Source organism: Pseudomonas sp. F2, from assembly GCF_057174385.1.
In genome coordinates, this window is sequence record NZ_CM169904.1 from 5,452,690 (window position 1) to 5,468,905 (window position 16,216).

The 16,216-nt window shown below is 61.1% G+C and carries 15 protein-coding genes; 7 read left to right on the forward strand and 8 right to left on the reverse strand.

The window, feature by feature from the left end; genetic code table 11:
- Positions 1-57: 57 nt before the first annotated feature.
- Positions 58-807: a FadR/GntR family transcriptional regulator gene (locus AC193Q_RS24410; RefSeq protein ID WP_182402785.1), complete on the forward strand. Its 750-nt coding sequence runs from the start codon at positions 58-60 to the stop codon at positions 805-807.
- A gap of 138 nt (positions 808-945) precedes the next feature.
- On the opposite strand, the gene AC193Q_RS24415 is transcribed toward AC193Q_RS24410, so the two are convergent.
- Positions 946-1,134 carry a hypothetical protein gene (locus tag AC193Q_RS24415; protein ID WP_476284981.1) on the reverse strand — a complete coding sequence of 63 codons (189 nt, stop codon included), beginning with the start codon at positions 1,132-1,134 and terminating at the stop codon, positions 946-948.
- A 3-nt stretch (positions 1,135-1,137) separates the two neighbouring features.
- Positions 1,138-2,451, reverse strand: coding sequence for a phospholipase (locus AC193Q_RS24420; RefSeq protein ID WP_483878903.1), 1,314 nt, complete (start codon positions 2,449-2,451; stop codon positions 1,138-1,140).
- Between the two features lie 237 nt (positions 2,452-2,688).
- Between AC193Q_RS24420 and kdgD the strand changes: the two genes are divergently transcribed.
- The 5 genes from kdgD (at position 2,689) to AC193Q_RS24445 (ending at position 9,303) form a co-directional block, all read left to right on the forward strand.
- Positions 2,689-3,600, forward strand: coding sequence for a 5-dehydro-4-deoxyglucarate dehydratase (gene kdgD, locus AC193Q_RS24425; protein ID WP_047291262.1), 912 nt, complete (start codon positions 2,689-2,691; stop codon positions 3,598-3,600).
- 74 nt (positions 3,601-3,674) lie between these two features.
- Positions 3,675-5,120, forward strand: a complete 1,446-nt coding sequence (locus AC193Q_RS24430) for an aldehyde dehydrogenase family protein (RefSeq protein ID WP_095667498.1) — start codon at positions 3,675-3,677, stop codon at positions 5,118-5,120.
- 159 nt (positions 5,121-5,279) lie between these two features.
- The gene (locus AC193Q_RS24435; RefSeq protein ID WP_095667497.1) at positions 5,280-6,644 is read left to right on the forward strand and encodes an MFS transporter; all 1,365 of its coding nucleotides are present in this window, start codon (positions 5,280-5,282) and stop codon (positions 6,642-6,644) included.
- Positions 6,645-6,655: 11 nt separating this feature from the next.
- Positions 6,656-8,209: a galactarate dehydratase gene (gene garD / locus AC193Q_RS24440; protein ID WP_121183706.1), complete on the forward strand. Its 1,554-nt coding sequence runs from the start codon at positions 6,656-6,658 to the stop codon at positions 8,207-8,209.
- 152 nt (positions 8,210-8,361) lie between these two features.
- Positions 8,362-9,303, forward strand: coding sequence for an AEC family transporter (locus AC193Q_RS24445; RefSeq protein ID WP_121183708.1), 942 nt, complete (start codon positions 8,362-8,364; stop codon positions 9,301-9,303).
- 85 nt (positions 9,304-9,388) lie between these two features.
- Here AC193Q_RS24445 and AC193Q_RS24450 read toward each other — a convergent pair whose 3' ends face one another.
- The 6 genes from AC193Q_RS24450 to gatC all read right to left on the reverse strand — a co-directional run bounded on the left by AC193Q_RS24450 (position 9,389) and on the right by gatC (position 14,822).
- Positions 9,389-9,766 (reverse strand): carboxymuconolactone decarboxylase family protein, encoded by a 378-nt coding sequence (locus AC193Q_RS24450; protein WP_047291274.1) that lies wholly within the window; start codon positions 9,764-9,766, stop codon positions 9,389-9,391.
- Positions 9,763-10,824, reverse strand: coding sequence for a calcium/sodium antiporter (locus tag AC193Q_RS24455; RefSeq protein WP_095667494.1), 1,062 nt, complete (start codon positions 10,822-10,824; stop codon positions 9,763-9,765). The genes AC193Q_RS24450 and AC193Q_RS24455 overlap by 4 nt, the downstream gene beginning before the upstream one ends.
- 46 nt (positions 10,825-10,870) lie before the next feature.
- The gene (locus tag AC193Q_RS24460; protein ID WP_095667493.1) at positions 10,871-11,245 is read right to left on the reverse strand and encodes a septal ring lytic transglycosylase RlpA family protein; all 375 of its coding nucleotides are present in this window, start codon (positions 11,243-11,245) and stop codon (positions 10,871-10,873) included.
- A gap of 229 nt (positions 11,246-11,474) precedes the next feature.
- Positions 11,475-12,920 carry an Asp-tRNA(Asn)/Glu-tRNA(Gln) amidotransferase subunit GatB gene (gene gatB / locus AC193Q_RS24465; RefSeq protein WP_041072816.1) on the reverse strand — a complete coding sequence of 482 codons (1,446 nt, stop codon included), beginning with the start codon at positions 12,918-12,920 and terminating at the stop codon, positions 11,475-11,477.
- Positions 12,921-13,066: 146 nt separating this feature from the next.
- On the reverse strand, positions 13,067-14,518 hold the full coding sequence (gene gatA / locus AC193Q_RS24470; protein ID WP_047291281.1) for an Asp-tRNA(Asn)/Glu-tRNA(Gln) amidotransferase subunit GatA: 1,452 nt from the start codon (positions 14,516-14,518) through the stop codon (positions 13,067-13,069).
- A 16-nt stretch (positions 14,519-14,534) separates the two neighbouring features.
- Entirely contained in the window at positions 14,535-14,822 is a 288-nt protein-coding gene (gene gatC / locus AC193Q_RS24475; protein ID WP_003221657.1) for an Asp-tRNA(Asn)/Glu-tRNA(Gln) amidotransferase subunit GatC, read from the reverse strand.
- A gap of 211 nt (positions 14,823-15,033) precedes the next feature.
- On the opposite strand from gatC, the gene mreB reads away from it, so the two are divergent.
- A complete protein-coding gene (gene mreB, locus AC193Q_RS24480; RefSeq protein ID WP_002555108.1) occupies positions 15,034-16,071 on the forward strand; it encodes a rod shape-determining protein MreB in 1,038 nt (345 codons plus the stop codon).
- The last annotated feature ends 145 nt before the right edge of the window (positions 16,072-16,216 follow it).

Consider the following 16,216-nt stretch of genomic DNA (forward strand, 5'->3'; position numbering starts at 1 on the left):
CAACCCGCGTGCGCTATGATGCTCACCAAGCCGAATTTTCGAGACCAGACGTTGACCATGGAAAACCCGATCGACACCCCTCGCCTCCCGCGCAAGCGCCGCAGCCTGGCCCAGGAACTGGTGACGGTGCTGAGCGAGCAGATCCGCGATGGCCTGCTCAAACGCGGTGACAAACTGCCTACCGAGTCGGCGATCATGGAAGCCCATGGCGTCAGCCGCACCGTGGTGCGCGAGGCCATTTCCCGTTTGCAGGCGGCCGGTCAAGTTGAAACCCGCCACGGCATTGGCACTTTTGTGCTCGACACGCCAAGCCCGAGCGGTTTCCGTATCGATCCGGCCACGGTGGTCACCCTGCGTGATGTGCTGGCGATTCTCGAATTGCGCATCAGCCTGGAAGTCGAATCTGCCGGCCTCGCCGCGCAACGTCGCAGTCCCGAACAACTGGCGACCATGCGCGCCGCCCTCGATGCACTGAACGACAGCGTGGCCCACGCCAGCGATGCGGTAGCGTCGGACTTCGCCTTCCACCTGGAAATCGCTCTGTCCACCGGCAACCGCTACTTCACCGACATCATGACCCACCTGGGCACCAGCATCATTCCGCGTACGCGGTTGAATTCGGCGCGCCTGGCCCACGATGATCAGCAGCACTACATGAACCGCCTGAGCCGTGAGCACGAGGAAATCTACGAGGCGATTGCCCGCCAGGATGCCGATGCGGCGCGGGCGGCGATGCGCCTGCATTTGACCAACAGCCGTGAAAGGCTGCGCCAGGCCCATGAAGAGGCGCAGGCGCAGCGCGGCTGAGTGTCTGGCGGTTTATGTGCGCCTGACATACCGCCATCGCTGGCAAGCCAGCTCCCCCAAGTTGAAGTGTTGAAGCGGCTTTCGCGTACGACATCCGTCACTGTGGGAGCTGGCTTGCCAGCGATGAGGCCGGTGAATTCAGCGCGGCAATATCGAGCGATCCACCCTCACCGCCAGTTTTGCTTTGCGCGGCTTGGCAGCAAACGCCACCAAACCGTCCTCATCCACAATCCCTCGCGCAATCGGCTTGCCGTCCGCCAGCAGCTCCAGCGGTGCGCCCTGCAGCGACTGCCCCGACGCCAGTTCCAGTTTCAATGTGATCGTCATTGCTCATTCTCCCTGATTGACGTTGCCCGTCGGGTGGTAGTCCTTGAGCAGCAAGTACGTGCTCCAGCCCCACCAGTCATCGATGGTGGCGGTGTCGTTGAGGTTGTTCACATCTTTGCGCCGCAGCACCTTGCCGCCCTCGACGCGGAACAGCGGCGAGAAGTTGCTGGAAAGATTCAGCACCGCCGTCAGATCCGGCAGGCGTTGCAGCGCGGCAAACGTTGAAGGGGCGGGCACGTTACCGCTGAGGTAGGCAGCAAAGATTTCGTCCGCTGAAGCTTGCACTGCCAGATTGACCTGGGTGCGGTTGTCCGCGTCGCTGGCGTCGAAGTAGCGCTTGTCGCCGTAGGCACGCCATTGATCGCCGTGGGCGTTGCGTACCTTGAGGCCGAACTTGCTGTCCTCGTCGTGCATGAAACGGGTGACCAGCGAGCCGAGATCGCTCGGCGTGACCACCGCCGCCATCTCTTTGCGTGGCACACGCAGGTGGCCGGCAGAGAACAGGTCGGTGAGGAAGTGGTCGGCAAACGCGTTCATCGCGTAGGCCCGTTCCAGTTGCTGCTCATCGTGATCGGTGCGGGCTGCGACTGCGGTTTGCAGGGCGGCGGTGTGGCCGGCGATGTAGGCCAGTCTGGCCCATTCGCCGAAGTGGTCGGTGTTGTTCGCCGCCAGTTTCAGATAACGCCCAAGCGGAAACAGCGCGGAGACGAAACTGCCGCCGCCGGTGAGCTTGTTCCACTCTTCGGACAACGTATCTCCGAGCGCGTCGTAGGCTTCGTGCGGTGCTTTGCCGTCCTTGATCGCCTGTTTGACCGCGTCGATCTCCTTTTGCATGACCGCGAGAATCTGTGTGGCCTCGGCGCGTGAGGCCGGCAGCACGGCGAGAGAATCAAATGCAGCGTGGAAGCGGTTCAGGCGATCAGCCGGGGTCGCGCCTTCGTTGATCGGTCGATCGACCACACCGTAGAAATCTCCAGCCAGCGCCACCACCTGGCCGTAGGTCAGCGCAAGGCCATTGGGCAAGTGCAAGGGCTTGTTTTGCGCGCGGATCGGTTCGGCATTTTCGCTGAAGCGCAGCAGGGTGTTGTCGCCGATGGCTGTGTGTTCAGCGCCTTCGAAGCGCAGTGGCGGTCGAATGTTCAAGGCGTTGCCGGGGAGGGCGGTAGCCGGTGCGACATCGCTGTGGGCGTCGGCGATGTGCAGCAGCAGATGCGGATTGTCGGCGTTGAAGCGGATGCCTTTTACAGTGAAAAGATCATCGAGTCGAGCGACGACCGGGTTGGGTCGTTCCTGTGGTTTTGCATGCAGTCCGGACATTTCTGGCTCCTTGATATGTCGTCGGTGAATTTATTTTTAACTGTATGTATATACAGTTAAATCGAGCCTAGACCAGATTTTTCCTACGTCAAGAAGGAATCTTGTCCGACAAAAAGTGCGGGGCAACGATGAAATGCAGTTGACGGTTGTCTTTTAAGTTGTACGATGACCTACAACTTCAGCGTTGGCTGAATCATAAAACTCACAAAAAACGTTGCTACCCAGGGTGTTCGAATAATGAATCCACAAGAACTGAAGTCCATCCTCTCTGCCGGCCTGCTGTCGTTCCCGGTCACTGATTTCAACGCGCAGGGCGATTTCAACCGCGCCGGCTACATCAAGCGTCTGGAATGGCTGGCTCCGTATGGCGCTTCAGCCTTGTTCGCCGCCGGCGGCACCGGTGAGTTCTTCTCCCTGGCCGCCAGCGAATACTCGGAAATCATCAAGACTGCCGTCGATACCTGCGCCAGCAGCGTACCGATTCTGGCCGGTGTCGGCGGTTCGACCCGTCAGGCCATCGAGTACGCCCAGGAAGCCGAGCGCCTGGGCGCCAAAGGCCTGTTGCTGCTGCCGCACTATCTGACCGAAGCCAGTCAGGACGGCGTCGCCGCCCACGTTGAAGCCGTGTGCAAATCGGTGAACATCGGGGTGGTGGTCTACAACCGCAACGTCTGCCGCCTGACTGCGCCATTGCTGGAGCGACTGGCCGAGCGCTGCCCGAACCTGATCGGCTACAAGGACGGTCTGGGCGATATCGAGTTGATGGTGTCGATCCGTCGCCGCCTCGGTGATCGCTTCAGCTACCTCGGCGGCCTGCCGACCGCGGAAGTCTACGCCGCTGCCTACAAGGCACTGGGCGTGCCGGTTTACTCGTCGGCGGTGTTCAACTTCATCCCGAAAACCGCGATGGACTTCTACCACGCGATTGCCCGCGACGATCACGCCACCGTCGGCAAGATCATCGACGACTTCTTCCTGCCGTACCTCGACATCCGCAACCGCAAGGCTGGCTACGCCGTGAGCATCGTCAAGGCAGGCGCGAAAATCGCCGGCTATGACGCAGGCCCGGTGCGGGCACCGCTGACCGACCTGACCGGCGAAGAGTACGAAATGCTGGCTGCGCTGATCGACAAGCAAGGTGCGCAGTAACACCCGACAAAAACGCGGCCGCTGAGTAATCAGCGGCTTTTTGCGTAAAGGCTTTGAGATTTGAGGGCTGCCCTGTGACAACTGCAAAACGCTACGACAACTACATCAACGGTGAATGGGTCGCCGGTGCCGACTACTCGGCGAACATCAACCCGTCCGAACTGAGCGATACCATCGGCGACTACGCCAAGGCTGACCTGACGCAGGTTCACGCCGCCATCGATGCGGCCCGCGCCGCGTTCCCGACCTGGTCGGTTTCGGGCATTCAGGCCCGTCACGATGCGCTGGATAAAGTCGGCACGGAGATCCTCGCCCGTCGCGAAGAACTCGGCACCCTGCTGGCTCGCGAAGAGGGCAAGACCCTGCCCGAAGCCATCGGCGAAGTGACCCGCGCCGGCAACATCTTCAAGTTTTTCGCCGGTGAATGCCTGCGTCTGTCCGGCGACTATGTGCCGTCGGTGCGCCCGGGCGTCAACGTCGAAGTCACCCGCGAAGCCCTCGGCGTGGTCGGTCTGATCACCCCGTGGAACTTCCCGATTGCCATCCCGGCCTGGAAGATTGCTCCGGCGCTGGCCTACGGCAACTGCGTGGTGCTGAAACCGGCGGATCTGGTGCCCGGCTGTGCCTGGGCCCTGGCGGAAATCATCTCCCGCGCTGGCTTCCCGGCCGGCGTGTTCAACCTGGTGATGGGCAGCGGTCGGGTGGTCGGCGAAGCGCTGGTCAACAGCCCGAAAGTTGATGGCATCAGTTTCACCGGTTCGGTCGGCGTGGGTCGGCAGATCGCCGTTAATTGTGTGTCGCGCCAGGCCAAGGTTCAGCTGGAAATGGGCGGCAAGAACCCGCAGATCATTCTCGACGACGCCGACCTCAAGCAGGCGGTCGAGCTGTCGGTGCAGAGCGCGTTCTACTCCACCGGCCAGCGTTGCACGGCGTCGAGCCGCTTGATCGTCACTGCCGGGATTCATGACAAGTTCGTCGAAGCCATGGCCGAGCGCATGCAGTCGATCAAGGTCGGCCACGCGCTGAAATCCGGCACCGACATCGGTCCGGTGGTTTCCCAGGCGCAGCTGGAACAGGACATGAAGTACATCGACATCGGCCAGTCCGAAGGTGCACGTCTGGTCAGCGGCGGTGGTCTGGTGACCTGCGACACCGAAGGCTACTTCCTCGCGCCAACGCTGTTTGCCGACAGCGAAGCGTCGATGCGTATCAGCCGTGAAGAAATCTTTGGCCCGGTGGCCAACATCGTTCGCGTGGCCGATTACGAGGCGGCGCTGGCGATGGCCAACGACACCGAGTTCGGTTTGTCCGCCGGTATCGCCACCACGTCGCTGAAGTACGCCAACCACTTCAAGCGCCATTCGCAGGCCGGGATGGTGATGGTCAACCTGCCGACCGCCGGTGTCGATTACCACGTTCCGTTCGGGGGCCGTAAGGGTTCATCCTATGGCTCACGTGAGCAAGGCCGCTATGCGCAAGAGTTCTACACGGTCGTGAAGACCAGCTACATCGGCTCCTGATACACGCAATACCTGTGGGAGCTGGCTTGCCAGCGATGCGGACGACGCGATAGTTCGTCGTACCGCGGTGATGCCATCGCTGGCAAGCCAGCTCCCACAAAAGCCAGACCAAAGAAAGATTCACCCGCGCATAAAAATAATCAGTGGGAGTACATCTACATGCAATCGTCCAAGCCGACTCACGTCCGCTATTTGATCCTGCTCATGCTGTTTCTGGTGACCACGATCAACTACGCCGACCGAGCGACCATCGCCATCGCCGGTTCCAGCCTGCAAAAAGACCTCGGTATCGACGCGGTCACCCTCGGTTATATCTTCTCCGCTTTCGGGTGGGCCTACGTTGCCGGACAGATTCCCGGTGGCTGGCTGCTCGATCGCTTCGGCTCGAAAAAAGTCTACGCCCTGAGCATTTTCACCTGGTCGCTGTTCACCGTGCTGCAAGGCTTTGTCGGTGAATTCGGCATGTCCACGGCGATCGTTGCGCTGTTCATGCTGCGCTTCCTGGTCGGTCTGGCGGAGGCGCCATCTTTTCCCGGTAACGCACGGATTGTCGCGGCCTGGTTCCCGACCGCTGAACGCGGTACGGCCTCGGCGATCTTCAACTCGGCGCAATACTTCGCCACTGTGCTGTTTGCACCGCTGATGGGCTGGATCGTGTATCGCTTCGGCTGGGAGCACGTGTTTATTGTCATGGGTATCCTCGGCATCATCTTCTCGCTGGTCTGGCTCAAGGTTATCCACAGCCCGCGTCAGCATCCGCTGGCCAACGAAGCCGAAGTGCAGTTCATCGCCGACAATGGCGGCATGGTCGACATGGACGTCAAGCAAGGCAAAAAAGCCGACGGGCCGAAGTGGGATTACATCCGTCAGTTGCTGACCAACCGCATGATGCTCGGCGTGTATCTGGGCCAGTACTGCATCAACGGCATCACTTATTTCTTCCTGACCTGGTTCCCGGTGTACCTGGTGCAGGAGCGCGGCATGACCATCCTCAAGGCCGGTTTCATTGCCTCGTTGCCGGCGATCTGCGGCTTTATTGGTGGGGTGCTTGGCGGGGTGATTTCCGATTACCTGCTGCGCAAAGGGCATTCGCTGACCTTCGCCCGCAAGGCGCCGATCATTGCCGGCTTGCTGGTATCGAGCAGCATCGTGGCCTGCAACTACGTTGACGTGGAATGGATGGTCGTTGGTTTCATGGCCCTGGCCTTCTTCGGCAAAGGCGTGGGCGCGCTGGGTTGGGCGGTGGTGTCCGACACTTCGCCAAAACAGATCGCTGGCCTGAGCGGCGGGTTGTTCAACACCTTCGGCAACCTCGCTTCGATTACCACGCCGATCGTGATCGGCTACATCATCAGCTCCACCGGTTCGTTCAAGTGGGCACTGGTGTTCGTCGGTGCCAACGCACTGGTTGCGGTGTTCAGCTACCTGGTGATCGTCGGCCCGATCAAACGTGTGGTGCTCAAAGAGCCGCCAACCAACGGTGGTTCTGAAATCACTGGCAAATTGTCTCAAGCGCATTCCTGAGGAGCGGCGTCATGCAGTTGATTGAACATTCCGACTCGCCGCGCTACATCCGCCTGCACGAGCGGGACAACGTAGTGATTGTGGTCAACGACCAGGGCGTACCGGCCGGCACCGAGTTCCCGGACGGTCTGGTGACCGTGGACTTTGTGCCGCAGAGCCACAAGGTGACTCTTGAGGACATTCCCGAGGGCGGCCAGGTGATTCGCTACGGCCAGACCATCGGCTACGCGTTGCAGCCGATCCCGCGGGGCAGCTGGGTCAAGGAAGATCAACTGCGCATGCCGACCGCGCCGCCGCTGGACAGCCTGCCGCTGTCCACCGAAGTGCCGGCCGCGCAGGCCCCGCTGGAAGGCTTCACGTTCGAGGGTTATCGCAACGCCGACGGCACCGTCGGCACACGCAATATTCTCGGGATCACCACCACGGTGCAGTGCGTGACTGGCGTGCTTGATCACGCGGTAAAGCGCATCAAGGACGAGCTGCTGCCGAAGTATCCGCACGTTGATGACGTGGTGGCGCTGACCCACAGTTACGGCTGCGGCGTGGCGATCACCGCCACCGATGCGTACATCCCGATCCGCACCGTGCGCAATCTGGCACGCAACCCGAACCTGGGTGGCGAAGCGCTGGTGATCAGCCTGGGCTGCGAGAAATTGCAGGCCGGGCAGGTGATGCACGAGGATGACGCCTCGGTGGATCTCAGCGAGCCGTGGCTGTATCGCCTGCAGGATTCCAGTCACGGTTTCACCGAGATGATCGAGCAGATCATGGCGCTGGCCGAAGTCCGTTTGCAGAAACTTGACCAGCGCCGCCGCGAAACCGTGCCGGCCTCCGAGCTGATACTCGGCATGCAGTGCGGCGGCAGCGATGCGTTCTCCGGCATCACCGCCAACCCGGCGTTGGGGTATGCCTCGGACTTGCTGCTGCGCGCCGGGGCGACGGTGATGTTTTCCGAAGTCACTGAAGTGCGCGATGCGATCTATCTGCTGACGTCCCGTGCCGAAACCAAGACCGTGGCGCAGGAACTGGTGCGCGAGATGGACTGGTACGACCGCTATCTGGCCAAGGGCGAAGCGGATCGCAGCGCCAATACCACGCCGGGCAACAAGAAGGGCGGTTTGTCGAACATTGTCGAAAAGTCGCTGGGCTCGATCGTCAAATCCGGCAGCAGCGCGATCAATGGCGTGCTCGGCCCTGGTGAGCGTTTCAAGCAGAAGGGTTTGATTTTCTGCGCGACGCCGGCGAGTGATTTTGTCTGCGGCACCTTGCAGTTGGCCGCGGGGATGAACCTGCATGTGTTCACCACCGGGCGAGGTACGCCGTATGGCCTGGCGATGGCGCCGGTGGTGAAGGTCTCGACCCGGACCGAGCTGGCGCAACGCTGGCCGGATCTGATCGACATCGACGCCGGACGTATCGCCACCGGGCGCGCGACCATCGAGGCGTTGGGCTGGGAGTTGTTCCACTATTACCTGGATGTGGCGAGCGGCAAGCAGCAGACATGGGCGGAGAAGCACAAGCTGCATAACGACATCACCCTGTTCAATCCGGCGCCGATTACCTGAGTCCAAAAAAGATCGCAGCCTGCGGCAGCTCCTACAGGGAAACGCGAATTCCACTGTAGGAGCTGCCGCAGGCTGCGATCTTTTGATCTTCAATGGCAACTCAGTGGCTTATCATTAGCCCCTGACGACGCTCACCCAAAGGCTCCCCCGGCATGCTGGCAATCTTCCTCGAAACCCTGAACATCACCGCGCCGGTGTTTGCCATGCTGTTCCTCGGGGTGTTGCTCAAGCGCATCGACTGGATCAACGACAACTTCATCCACACCGCCTCCTCGCTGGTGTTCAACGTCAGCATGCCGGCGCTGCTGTTTCTCGGCATCCTGCATGCCGACCTGCACGCCGCGTTGCAACCGGCGCTGCTCATCTATTTCGCCCTCGCCACGCTGGTCAGTTTTGCCCTGGCCTGGGGCTGGGCGATTTTCCGCTGCCCGCGTGAAGACCGGGGCATCTACACCCAAGGCGCGTTTCGCGGCAACAACGGCGTGATCGGCCTGGCGCTGGCGGCGAGCATGTATGGCGACTACGGGATTTCTCTCGGGGCAATTCTCGCGGCGCTGGTGATCCTGTTCTACAACACCCTGTCGACCATCGTGCTCGCGGTGTACAGCCCGGTGATCAAGTCCGATCCGTGGAGCATCTGCAAAAGCGTGTTCAGCAATCCGCTGATTATCAGCGTGATCGCGGCGGCGCCGTTCGCTTATTTCAAGATCGGTCTGCCGGGCTGGCTGGAAACCTCCGGCCAGTACCTGGCGCAAACCACGCTGCCGCTGGCCCTGATCTGCATTGGCGGTACGCTGTCGCTGGCGGCGCTGCGCAAAAGCGGCAACATGGCGCTCAGCTCGAGTCTGGTGAAGATGATCGGCCTGCCGGTGATTGCCACGCTGGGCGCATGGCTGTGGGGCTTTCGCGGGGCGGAGCTGGGGATTCTGTTTCTGTACTTCGGCAGCCCGACCGCCGCCGCCAGTTTCGTTATGGCCCGTGCGGCGCAGGGCAATCATGAGCTGGCAGCGGCGATCATCGTGCTGACCACGCTGATGGCGGCGGTGACCACCAATATCGGGATCTTTCTGTTGCAGTGGGGTGGGTGGATCTGAAGGGCAAGATCAAAAGATCGCAGCCTGCGGCAGCTCCTACATTGGAATGCGTTCTCCTGTAGGAGCTGCCGAAGGCTGCGATCTTTTAGTTTTTCTGGTAACTGTCGATCACTTCCTGCGCCGCGCGGAACGCGTCGATCGCCGCCGGTACGCCGGCGTACACCGCGCAATGCAGCAGCGCCTCACGGATCTCATCGACCGTGCAGCCATTGTTCAACGCGCCACGTACGTGACCCTTCAATTCCTGCGGGCACTTCAACGCGGTCAGCGCGGCGAGGGTGATCAGGCTGCGAGTCTTCAGCGGCAAACCTTCGCGATTCCACACGCCGCCCCAGGCGTGTTCGTTGACGAAATCCTGCAAGGGTTGAGTGAACTCGGTGGCATTGCCCAGCGCGCGGTCGACAAACGCGTCGCCCATTACCTGGCGGCGGATTTCAACCCCGGTTTTCTGCGAATCGGTCATGGCACATCCCTCTTGTGGTGTTGGCGGCGCCAGGCGCGTACGGACGTGAACAACAGAAACGCCAGCAGCGTTGGCAGCACGTAAAACAGCATCAGCTTTTCCAGTTTGCCGGCCAGTGGCATGCCGGTGGTGAACGACACCACGTGCAGCCCGTAAACCGCGTACAAACCGAGCAACAACAAACCTTCAGCGCGGGTCACGCGATAGCCGGAATAGAACACCGGCAGGCACAACGCGGCGACGCCGAGCATCACCGGCAGGTCGAAATCCAGTGCGTTGGGCGAGACCGACAACGGTGTCGGTGCGATCAGTGCGGTAACGCCGAGCACCCCGAGCAGGTTGAACAGGTTGGCGCCGATCACGTTGCCCACGGCGATATCGCGCTGTCCGCGCAGTGCGGCGATCAGCGAGGTGGCAAGTTCCGGCAGCGAGGTGCCGACTGCGACCACGGTCAGGCCGATCACCCGTTCGGAAAAACCCAGGTCCGTCGCCACCGCCACCGCTGCGCCGAGCAGCAAATGCCCGGCGAACACCAGCAGCGCCAGGCCGACAACGATCATCAACAGACTGCTGAACCACGGCACCTGCGGGGCTTGCGGCAATTGCGAATGCGGACGCGCCGAGTGCCGCGACTGGCGCAGCAACAAACTGAGGTACAACGCCAATGCCGCAAGTAACAGTACGCCGTCGAAGCGACCGATCTGTTCGTTCCAGGCGAGGACAAACACCAGCAGGCTGGCGCCGATCATCAGCGGAATATCCAGGCGCACCAGTTGCCGCGAGACCCGCAGCGGAATAATCAGCGCCGACAGACCGAGGGTCACGAGGATGTTGAAGATGCTGCTGCCGATCACGCTGCCGACGGCGATGTCGGGGTTGTGCGTCAGGGTCGCTTGCAGGCTGACCGCCATTTGCGGGGCGCTGCTGCCGAGGGCGACGATGGTCAGGCCGATGATCAGCGGGCGCACATGCAGGCGCGCGGCCAGGCGCACCGCGGCGCGCACCATCAGTTCGGCGCCGAGGATCAACAGGATCAGGCCGCTGAGCAACTCGATCACGTTGATCAGCGGTAAATCGGCCAGAGCAAAAATGGTCAGCGCTCCATCAGTCGTCGAGGGCCTGTACGCGCACGCGTGCCGTGCCGCTGCCGAGCATGCCAAGGCGTTCGGCGGCTTCACGGGAGACATCGATCAAGCGGCCACGGGTGTGCGGGCCGCGATCGTTGATGCGCACAACGCAGGATTTGTCGTTTTTCAGGTTGGTGACCTTCACCCGCGTGCCGAACGGCAGTTGGCGATGGGCGGCGGTCAGGGAGTTCTGGTTGAACGCTTCGCCGCTGGCGGTGCGTTTACCGTGGTGTTTGGCACCGTAATAGGAAGCGACGCCAGTCTGGTCGTAACCGTGCGGGTCGATGATGTCGTTGCTGGCGCAACCGGCGAGCAAGGAGAGCAGGGCGCAGGCGCCGAGCAGGCGTTTCATTCGAAAGCTCCACAAAACAAATGTGGAAACAACACAATGTGGAGATCAGCGTCTGTGGCGAGGGGATTTATCCCCGATGGGGCGCGCAGCGCCCCCAAATTCCAGATACAGAAGAATCGGGGCCGTTTCGCAGCCCATCGGGGATAAATCCCCTCACCACAAAACCCCTTCAGCCATAGATTGTTCCCACAGGGGATGGAGCCAGGCTGTTTGTCTGGCTCCATTTTCATCAGCCTTCGAGCTTGCTTTTCAGCAGTTCGTTCACTTGCTGCGGGTTGGCTTTGCCTTTCGAAGCCTTCATGGCCTGACCGACGAAGAAGCCGAACATCTTGCCGCGTTTGGCTTCGTCGGCCGCGCGGTATTGTTCGACCTGCTCGGCGTTGGCCGCGAGCATTTCGTCCAGTACCGCCGAGATCGCGCCGCTGTCGGTCACTTGCTTGAGGCCGCGCTTGTCGATGATCTCGTCCGCCGTGCCTTCGCCGTTGGCCATCGCTTCGAACACCACTTTGGCGATCTTGCCGGAGATGGTGTTGTCCTTGATGCGCTGCAGCATGCCGCCCAACAGCTCGGCGGAGACCGGCGAGTCCTCGATGTCCAGGCCTTGCTTGTTGAGCAGGCTGCCCAACTCGACCATCACCCAGTTCGCCGCCAGTTTGGCGTCGCCACCGATGGCCGCGACTTTTTCGAAGTAGTCCGCTTGCTCACGGCTGGTGGCCAGCACGTTGGCGTCGTAGGCCGACAGACCGAACTGGCTCTGGAAACGCTCGCGCTTTTGCGGTGGCAGTTCTGGCAGGGTGGCGCGCACCTCGCCGAGGAACGACTCTTCGATGACCACCGGCAGCAGGTCCGGATCGGGGAAGTAACGGTAGTCGTTGGCTTCCTCTTTGGAACGCATCGGACGGGTCTCGTCCTTGTTCGGATCGTACAGACGGGTCTGCTGGATCACTTTGCCGCCGTCTTCGATCAGCTCGATCTGCCGCTGGATCTCGGAGTTGATCGCCTTCTCGATGAAGCGGAACGAGTTGACGTTCTTGATCTCGCAGCGGGTGCCGAATTCGACCTGGCCTTTCGGGCGGACCGAGACGTTGCAGTCGCAACGCAGCGAGCCTTCGGCCATGTTGCCGTCGCAGATGCCCAGGTAACGCACCAGCGCGTGGATCGCTTTGACGTAAGCCACGGCTTCCTTGGCGCTGCGCATGTCCGGCTCGGAAACGATTTCCAGCAGCGGCGTGCCGGCACGGTTCAGGTCGATGCCGGTGGCACCATTGAATTCTTCGTGCAGGCTCTTGCCGGCGTCTTCTTCCAGGTGCGCGCGGGTGATGCCGACGCGCTTGACCGTGCCGTCTTCCAGGGCGATGTCCAGGTGGCCCTTGCCGACAATCGGCAATTCCATCTGGCTGATCTGGTAGCCCTTCGGCAGGTCCGGGTAGAAGTAGTTTTTACGCGCGAACACGTTGTGCTGACCGATCTCGGCGTCAATCGCCAGACCGAACATCACCGCCATGCGTACCGCTTCCTGGTTCAGTACCGGCAATACGCCGGGCATGCCCAGGTCGATCAGGCTGGCCTGGGTGTTCGGCTCGGAGCCGAACTGGGTGGAACTACCGGAAAAGATTTTCGACCGGGTAGTGAGCTGAGTGTGAATCTCCAGCCCGATCACGACTTCCCATTGCATGTGTGTCTCCTAGCCTTTTGCTGGGGATTTTGAAACGTTGCGAGCGAAGGTAAGGCAAGGCGAAAACTGGCGAGTAAGCGGAGTTGACTTTAGTCAATGAGCATTACGAGCCAGTTTTCAACGCAGCATTACCGAGCGCAGCAGTTTCAAAACCCCTGCGGGGTGCGGGTGTGCCAGTCAGTGTGTAACTGATACTGGTGGGCAACGTTCAACAGGCGACCTTCCTGGAAATACGGCGCGAGCAACTGCACGCCCACCGGCAGACCGTCGACAAAACCGGCCGGCATCGACAGACCCGGCAGGCCCGCGAGGTTGGCGGTGATGGTGTAGACGTCTTCCAGATAGGCAGCGACCGGATCGCTGTTCTTTGCGCCGAGCTTCCAGGCCGGGTTCGGCGTGGTCGGGCCGAGGATGATGTCGACTTCATTGAAGGCCGCCATGAAGTCGTTCTTCACCAGGCGACGGATCTTCTGCGCTTTCAGGTAGTAGGCGTCGTAGTAACCGGCGGACAGCGCGTAGGCGCCGACCATGATCCGGCGCTGCACTTCAGGCCCGAAGCCTTCGCCACGCGAGCGCTTGTACAGGTCGATCAGGTTTTCCGGGTTCTCGCAGCGATGGCCGAAGCGCACGCCGTCAAAACGCGACAGGTTCGAGGAAGCTTCGGCCGGGGCGATCACGTAGTACGCAGGAATCGCGTGTTGCATGTTCGGCAGGCTGATTTCCTTGATCACGGCGCCGAGCTTCTGCAGCTCTTTGATGCTGTTCTGGATCAGTTCGGCGATGCGCGGGTCGAGACCGGCGCTGAAGTATTCCTTCGGCACGCCGATGCGCAGGCCTTGCAGCGAAGTGTTGAGACCCGCGGAGTAATCCGGAACCGGCTCATCGATGCTGGTCGAATCGTTCTGATCGAACCCGGCCATACCTTGCAACAAAATCGCGCAGTCTTCGGCAGTGCGCGCCAGCGGGCCGCCCTGATCGAGACTGGAGGCGTAAGCGATCATGCCCCAGCGCGATACGCGACCGTAGGTCGGTTTCAGGCCGGTGAGGTTGGTGAACGCGGCGGGCTGACGGATCGAACCACCGGTGTCGGTGGCCGTGGCCGCCGGCAACAGGCGCGCGGCAACCGCCGCGGCCGAACCACCGGACGAACCGCCCGGTACGTGTTCCAGGTTCCACGGGTTTTTCACCGCGCCGTACCAGCTCGACTCGTTGGCCGAACCCATGGCGAACTCGTCCATGTTGGTCTTGCCCAGCGTCACGGCACCGGCAGCCGCCAGTTTCGCAACCACGGTGGCGTCGTATGGCGCTTTAAAGTTGTCGAGCATCTTCGAGCCGCAACTGGTGCGGATGCCCTGGGTGCAGAACAGGTCCTTGTGGGCGATCGGCGCGCCAAGCAGGGCACCGCTCTCACCGTTGGCCCGACGCGCGTCGGCGGCTTTCGCCTGCGCAAGCGCCAGCTCTTCGGTGAGGCTGATGAAGCTGTTGAGCTGCGGATCGAGCTGGGTAATACGCGCCAGCAGGACTTTGGTCAGCTCTTCGGAGGAAAACTTTTTATCGGCGAGACCGCGGGCGATCTCGGCCAGAGTCATTTGATGCATTGCAGGCTCTTTCCCTTTAGTCGATGACTTTCGGAACCAGATACAGGCCGTTTTCGACCGCTGGTGCGATGGACTGATAGGCCTCGCGGTGATTGGTCTCGGTCACGACGTCGGCGCGCAGGCGCTGACTGGCTTCCAGCGGGTGGGCCAAAGGCTCGATACCGTCGGTATCGACGGCCTGCATTTCGTCGACCAGCCCGAGAATGCTGTTGAGGGCGGAAGTAATGTGCGGAAGATCGGCATCATTCAGGCCAAGGCAGGCCAGATGCGCGATTTTTTCCACGTCGGAGCGTTCTAGCGCCATCGGGATTCTCCAGTGGAAAACAGAACGGACGGCGTCCGTGTGTTAGATTGTCGGAACACTACCGCACTTCTACGGTCATAAGGCCGCGATTGTGGGGCTTGGTGCACAGAAAAGCGGCCAATTTAACATATTGGCGCCTTGCCCAAAATCCCTGTCGTTGTTAGAGTTTGCCGCACTTTTTTACCCACGCGTTGCCTAGGGTCCCTTTCCCATGTTCAAGAAACTGCGTGGCATGTTTTCCAGCGATCTCTCCATTGACCTGGGCACTGCCAACACCCTTATTTACGTGCGCGAGCGCGGTATCGTCCTGAATGAGCCATCGGTTGTGGCCATTCGGACACACGGTAACCAGAAAAGTGTCGTCGCTGTCGGCACCGAAGCCAAGCGCATGCTCGGCCGTACGCCGGGCAACATTGCTGCCATTCGTCCGATGAAGGACGGCGTGATTGCCGACTTCAGCGTCTGCGAAAAGATGCTGCAATACTTTATCAACAAGGTTCACGAAAACAGCTTTCTGCAGCCCAGCCCTCGTGTGCTGATCTGCGTTCCATGCAAATCCACCCAGGTTGAGCGTCGTGCCATCCGTGAATCGGCCCTTGGTGCCGGTGCCCGTGAAGTGTTCCTGATCGAAGAGCCGATGGCTGCTGCGATCGGTGCCGGCCTGCCGGTTGAAGAAGCCCGTGGCTCGATGGTCGTCGATATCGGCGGTGGTACCACCGAAATCGCGCTGATCTCCCTGAACGGTGTGGTCTATGCCGAATCCGTCCGCGTTGGCGGCGACCGCTTCGACGAAGCGATCATCACCTACGTGCGCCGTAACTACGGCAGCCTGATCGGTGAATCGACGGCCGAGCGCATCAAGCAGGAAATCGGTACGGCCTACCCGGGCGGCGAAGTTCGCGAAGTCGACGTTCGCGGTCGCAACCTGGCCGAAGGCGTTCCACGCGCATTCACCCTGAACTCCAATGAAGTGCTGGAAGCTCTGCAAGAGTCCCTGGCAACCATCGTTCAGGCCGTGAAAAGCGCCCTGGAGCAGTCGCCGCCAGAACTGGCTTCCGACATCGCCGAGCGTGGTCTGGTGCTGACCGGTGGTGGCGCGCTGCTGCGTGACCTCGACAAGTTGCTGGCTCAGGAAACCGGTCTGCCGGTGATCGTTGCCGAAGACCCGCTGACCTGCGTTGCTCGCGGCGGTGGCCGTGCATTGGAAATGATGGACAAGCACACCATGGACCTGCTCTCCAGCGAATAAGCGCTGGGTTGCAATACGTGGGTGAGCGCACAGGCAGCACTTTGCAGTGCTGCCTGTTGGCGTTTATCTTCTGTCAGTCTTCATCCAGGCCGGTTTGATGCCGTATGAATAAACAGAACATTTGCCTGGGAGGAGCGGCTTATTA

Excerpts from the sequence above, each read along its gene's own strand:
- AC193Q_RS24410 (WP_182402785.1), top strand. The coding sequence starts at position 58 with ATGGAAAACCCGATCGACACCCCTCGCCTCCCGCGCAAGCGCCGCAGC.
- AC193Q_RS24415 (WP_476284981.1), bottom strand. The coding sequence starts at position 1,134 with ATGACGATCACATTGAAACTGGAACTGGCGTCGGGGCAGTCGCTGCAG.
- AC193Q_RS24420 (WP_483878903.1), bottom strand. The coding sequence starts at position 2,451 with ATGTCCGGACTGCATGCAAAACCACAGGAACGACCCAACCCGGTCGTC.
- kdgD (WP_047291262.1), top strand. The coding sequence starts at position 2,689 with ATGAATCCACAAGAACTGAAGTCCATCCTCTCTGCCGGCCTGCTGTCG.
- AC193Q_RS24435 (WP_095667497.1), top strand. The coding sequence starts at position 5,280 with ATGCAATCGTCCAAGCCGACTCACGTCCGCTATTTGATCCTGCTCATG.
- garD (WP_121183706.1), top strand. The coding sequence starts at position 6,656 with ATGCAGTTGATTGAACATTCCGACTCGCCGCGCTACATCCGCCTGCAC.
- AC193Q_RS24445 (WP_121183708.1), top strand. The coding sequence starts at position 8,362 with ATGCTGGCAATCTTCCTCGAAACCCTGAACATCACCGCGCCGGTGTTT.
- AC193Q_RS24450 (WP_047291274.1), bottom strand. The coding sequence starts at position 9,766 with ATGACCGATTCGCAGAAAACCGGGGTTGAAATCCGCCGCCAGGTAATG.
- AC193Q_RS24460 (WP_095667493.1), bottom strand. The coding sequence starts at position 11,245 with ATGAAACGCCTGCTCGGCGCCTGCGCCCTGCTCTCCTTGCTCGCCGGT.
- gatB (WP_041072816.1), bottom strand. The coding sequence starts at position 12,920 with ATGCAATGGGAAGTCGTGATCGGGCTGGAGATTCACACTCAGCTCACT.
- gatA (WP_047291281.1), bottom strand. The coding sequence starts at position 14,518 with ATGCATCAAATGACTCTGGCCGAGATCGCCCGCGGTCTCGCCGATAAA.
- gatC (WP_003221657.1), bottom strand. The coding sequence starts at position 14,822 with ATGGCGCTAGAACGCTCCGACGTGGAAAAAATCGCGCATCTGGCCTGC.
- mreB (WP_002555108.1), top strand. The coding sequence starts at position 15,034 with ATGTTCAAGAAACTGCGTGGCATGTTTTCCAGCGATCTCTCCATTGAC.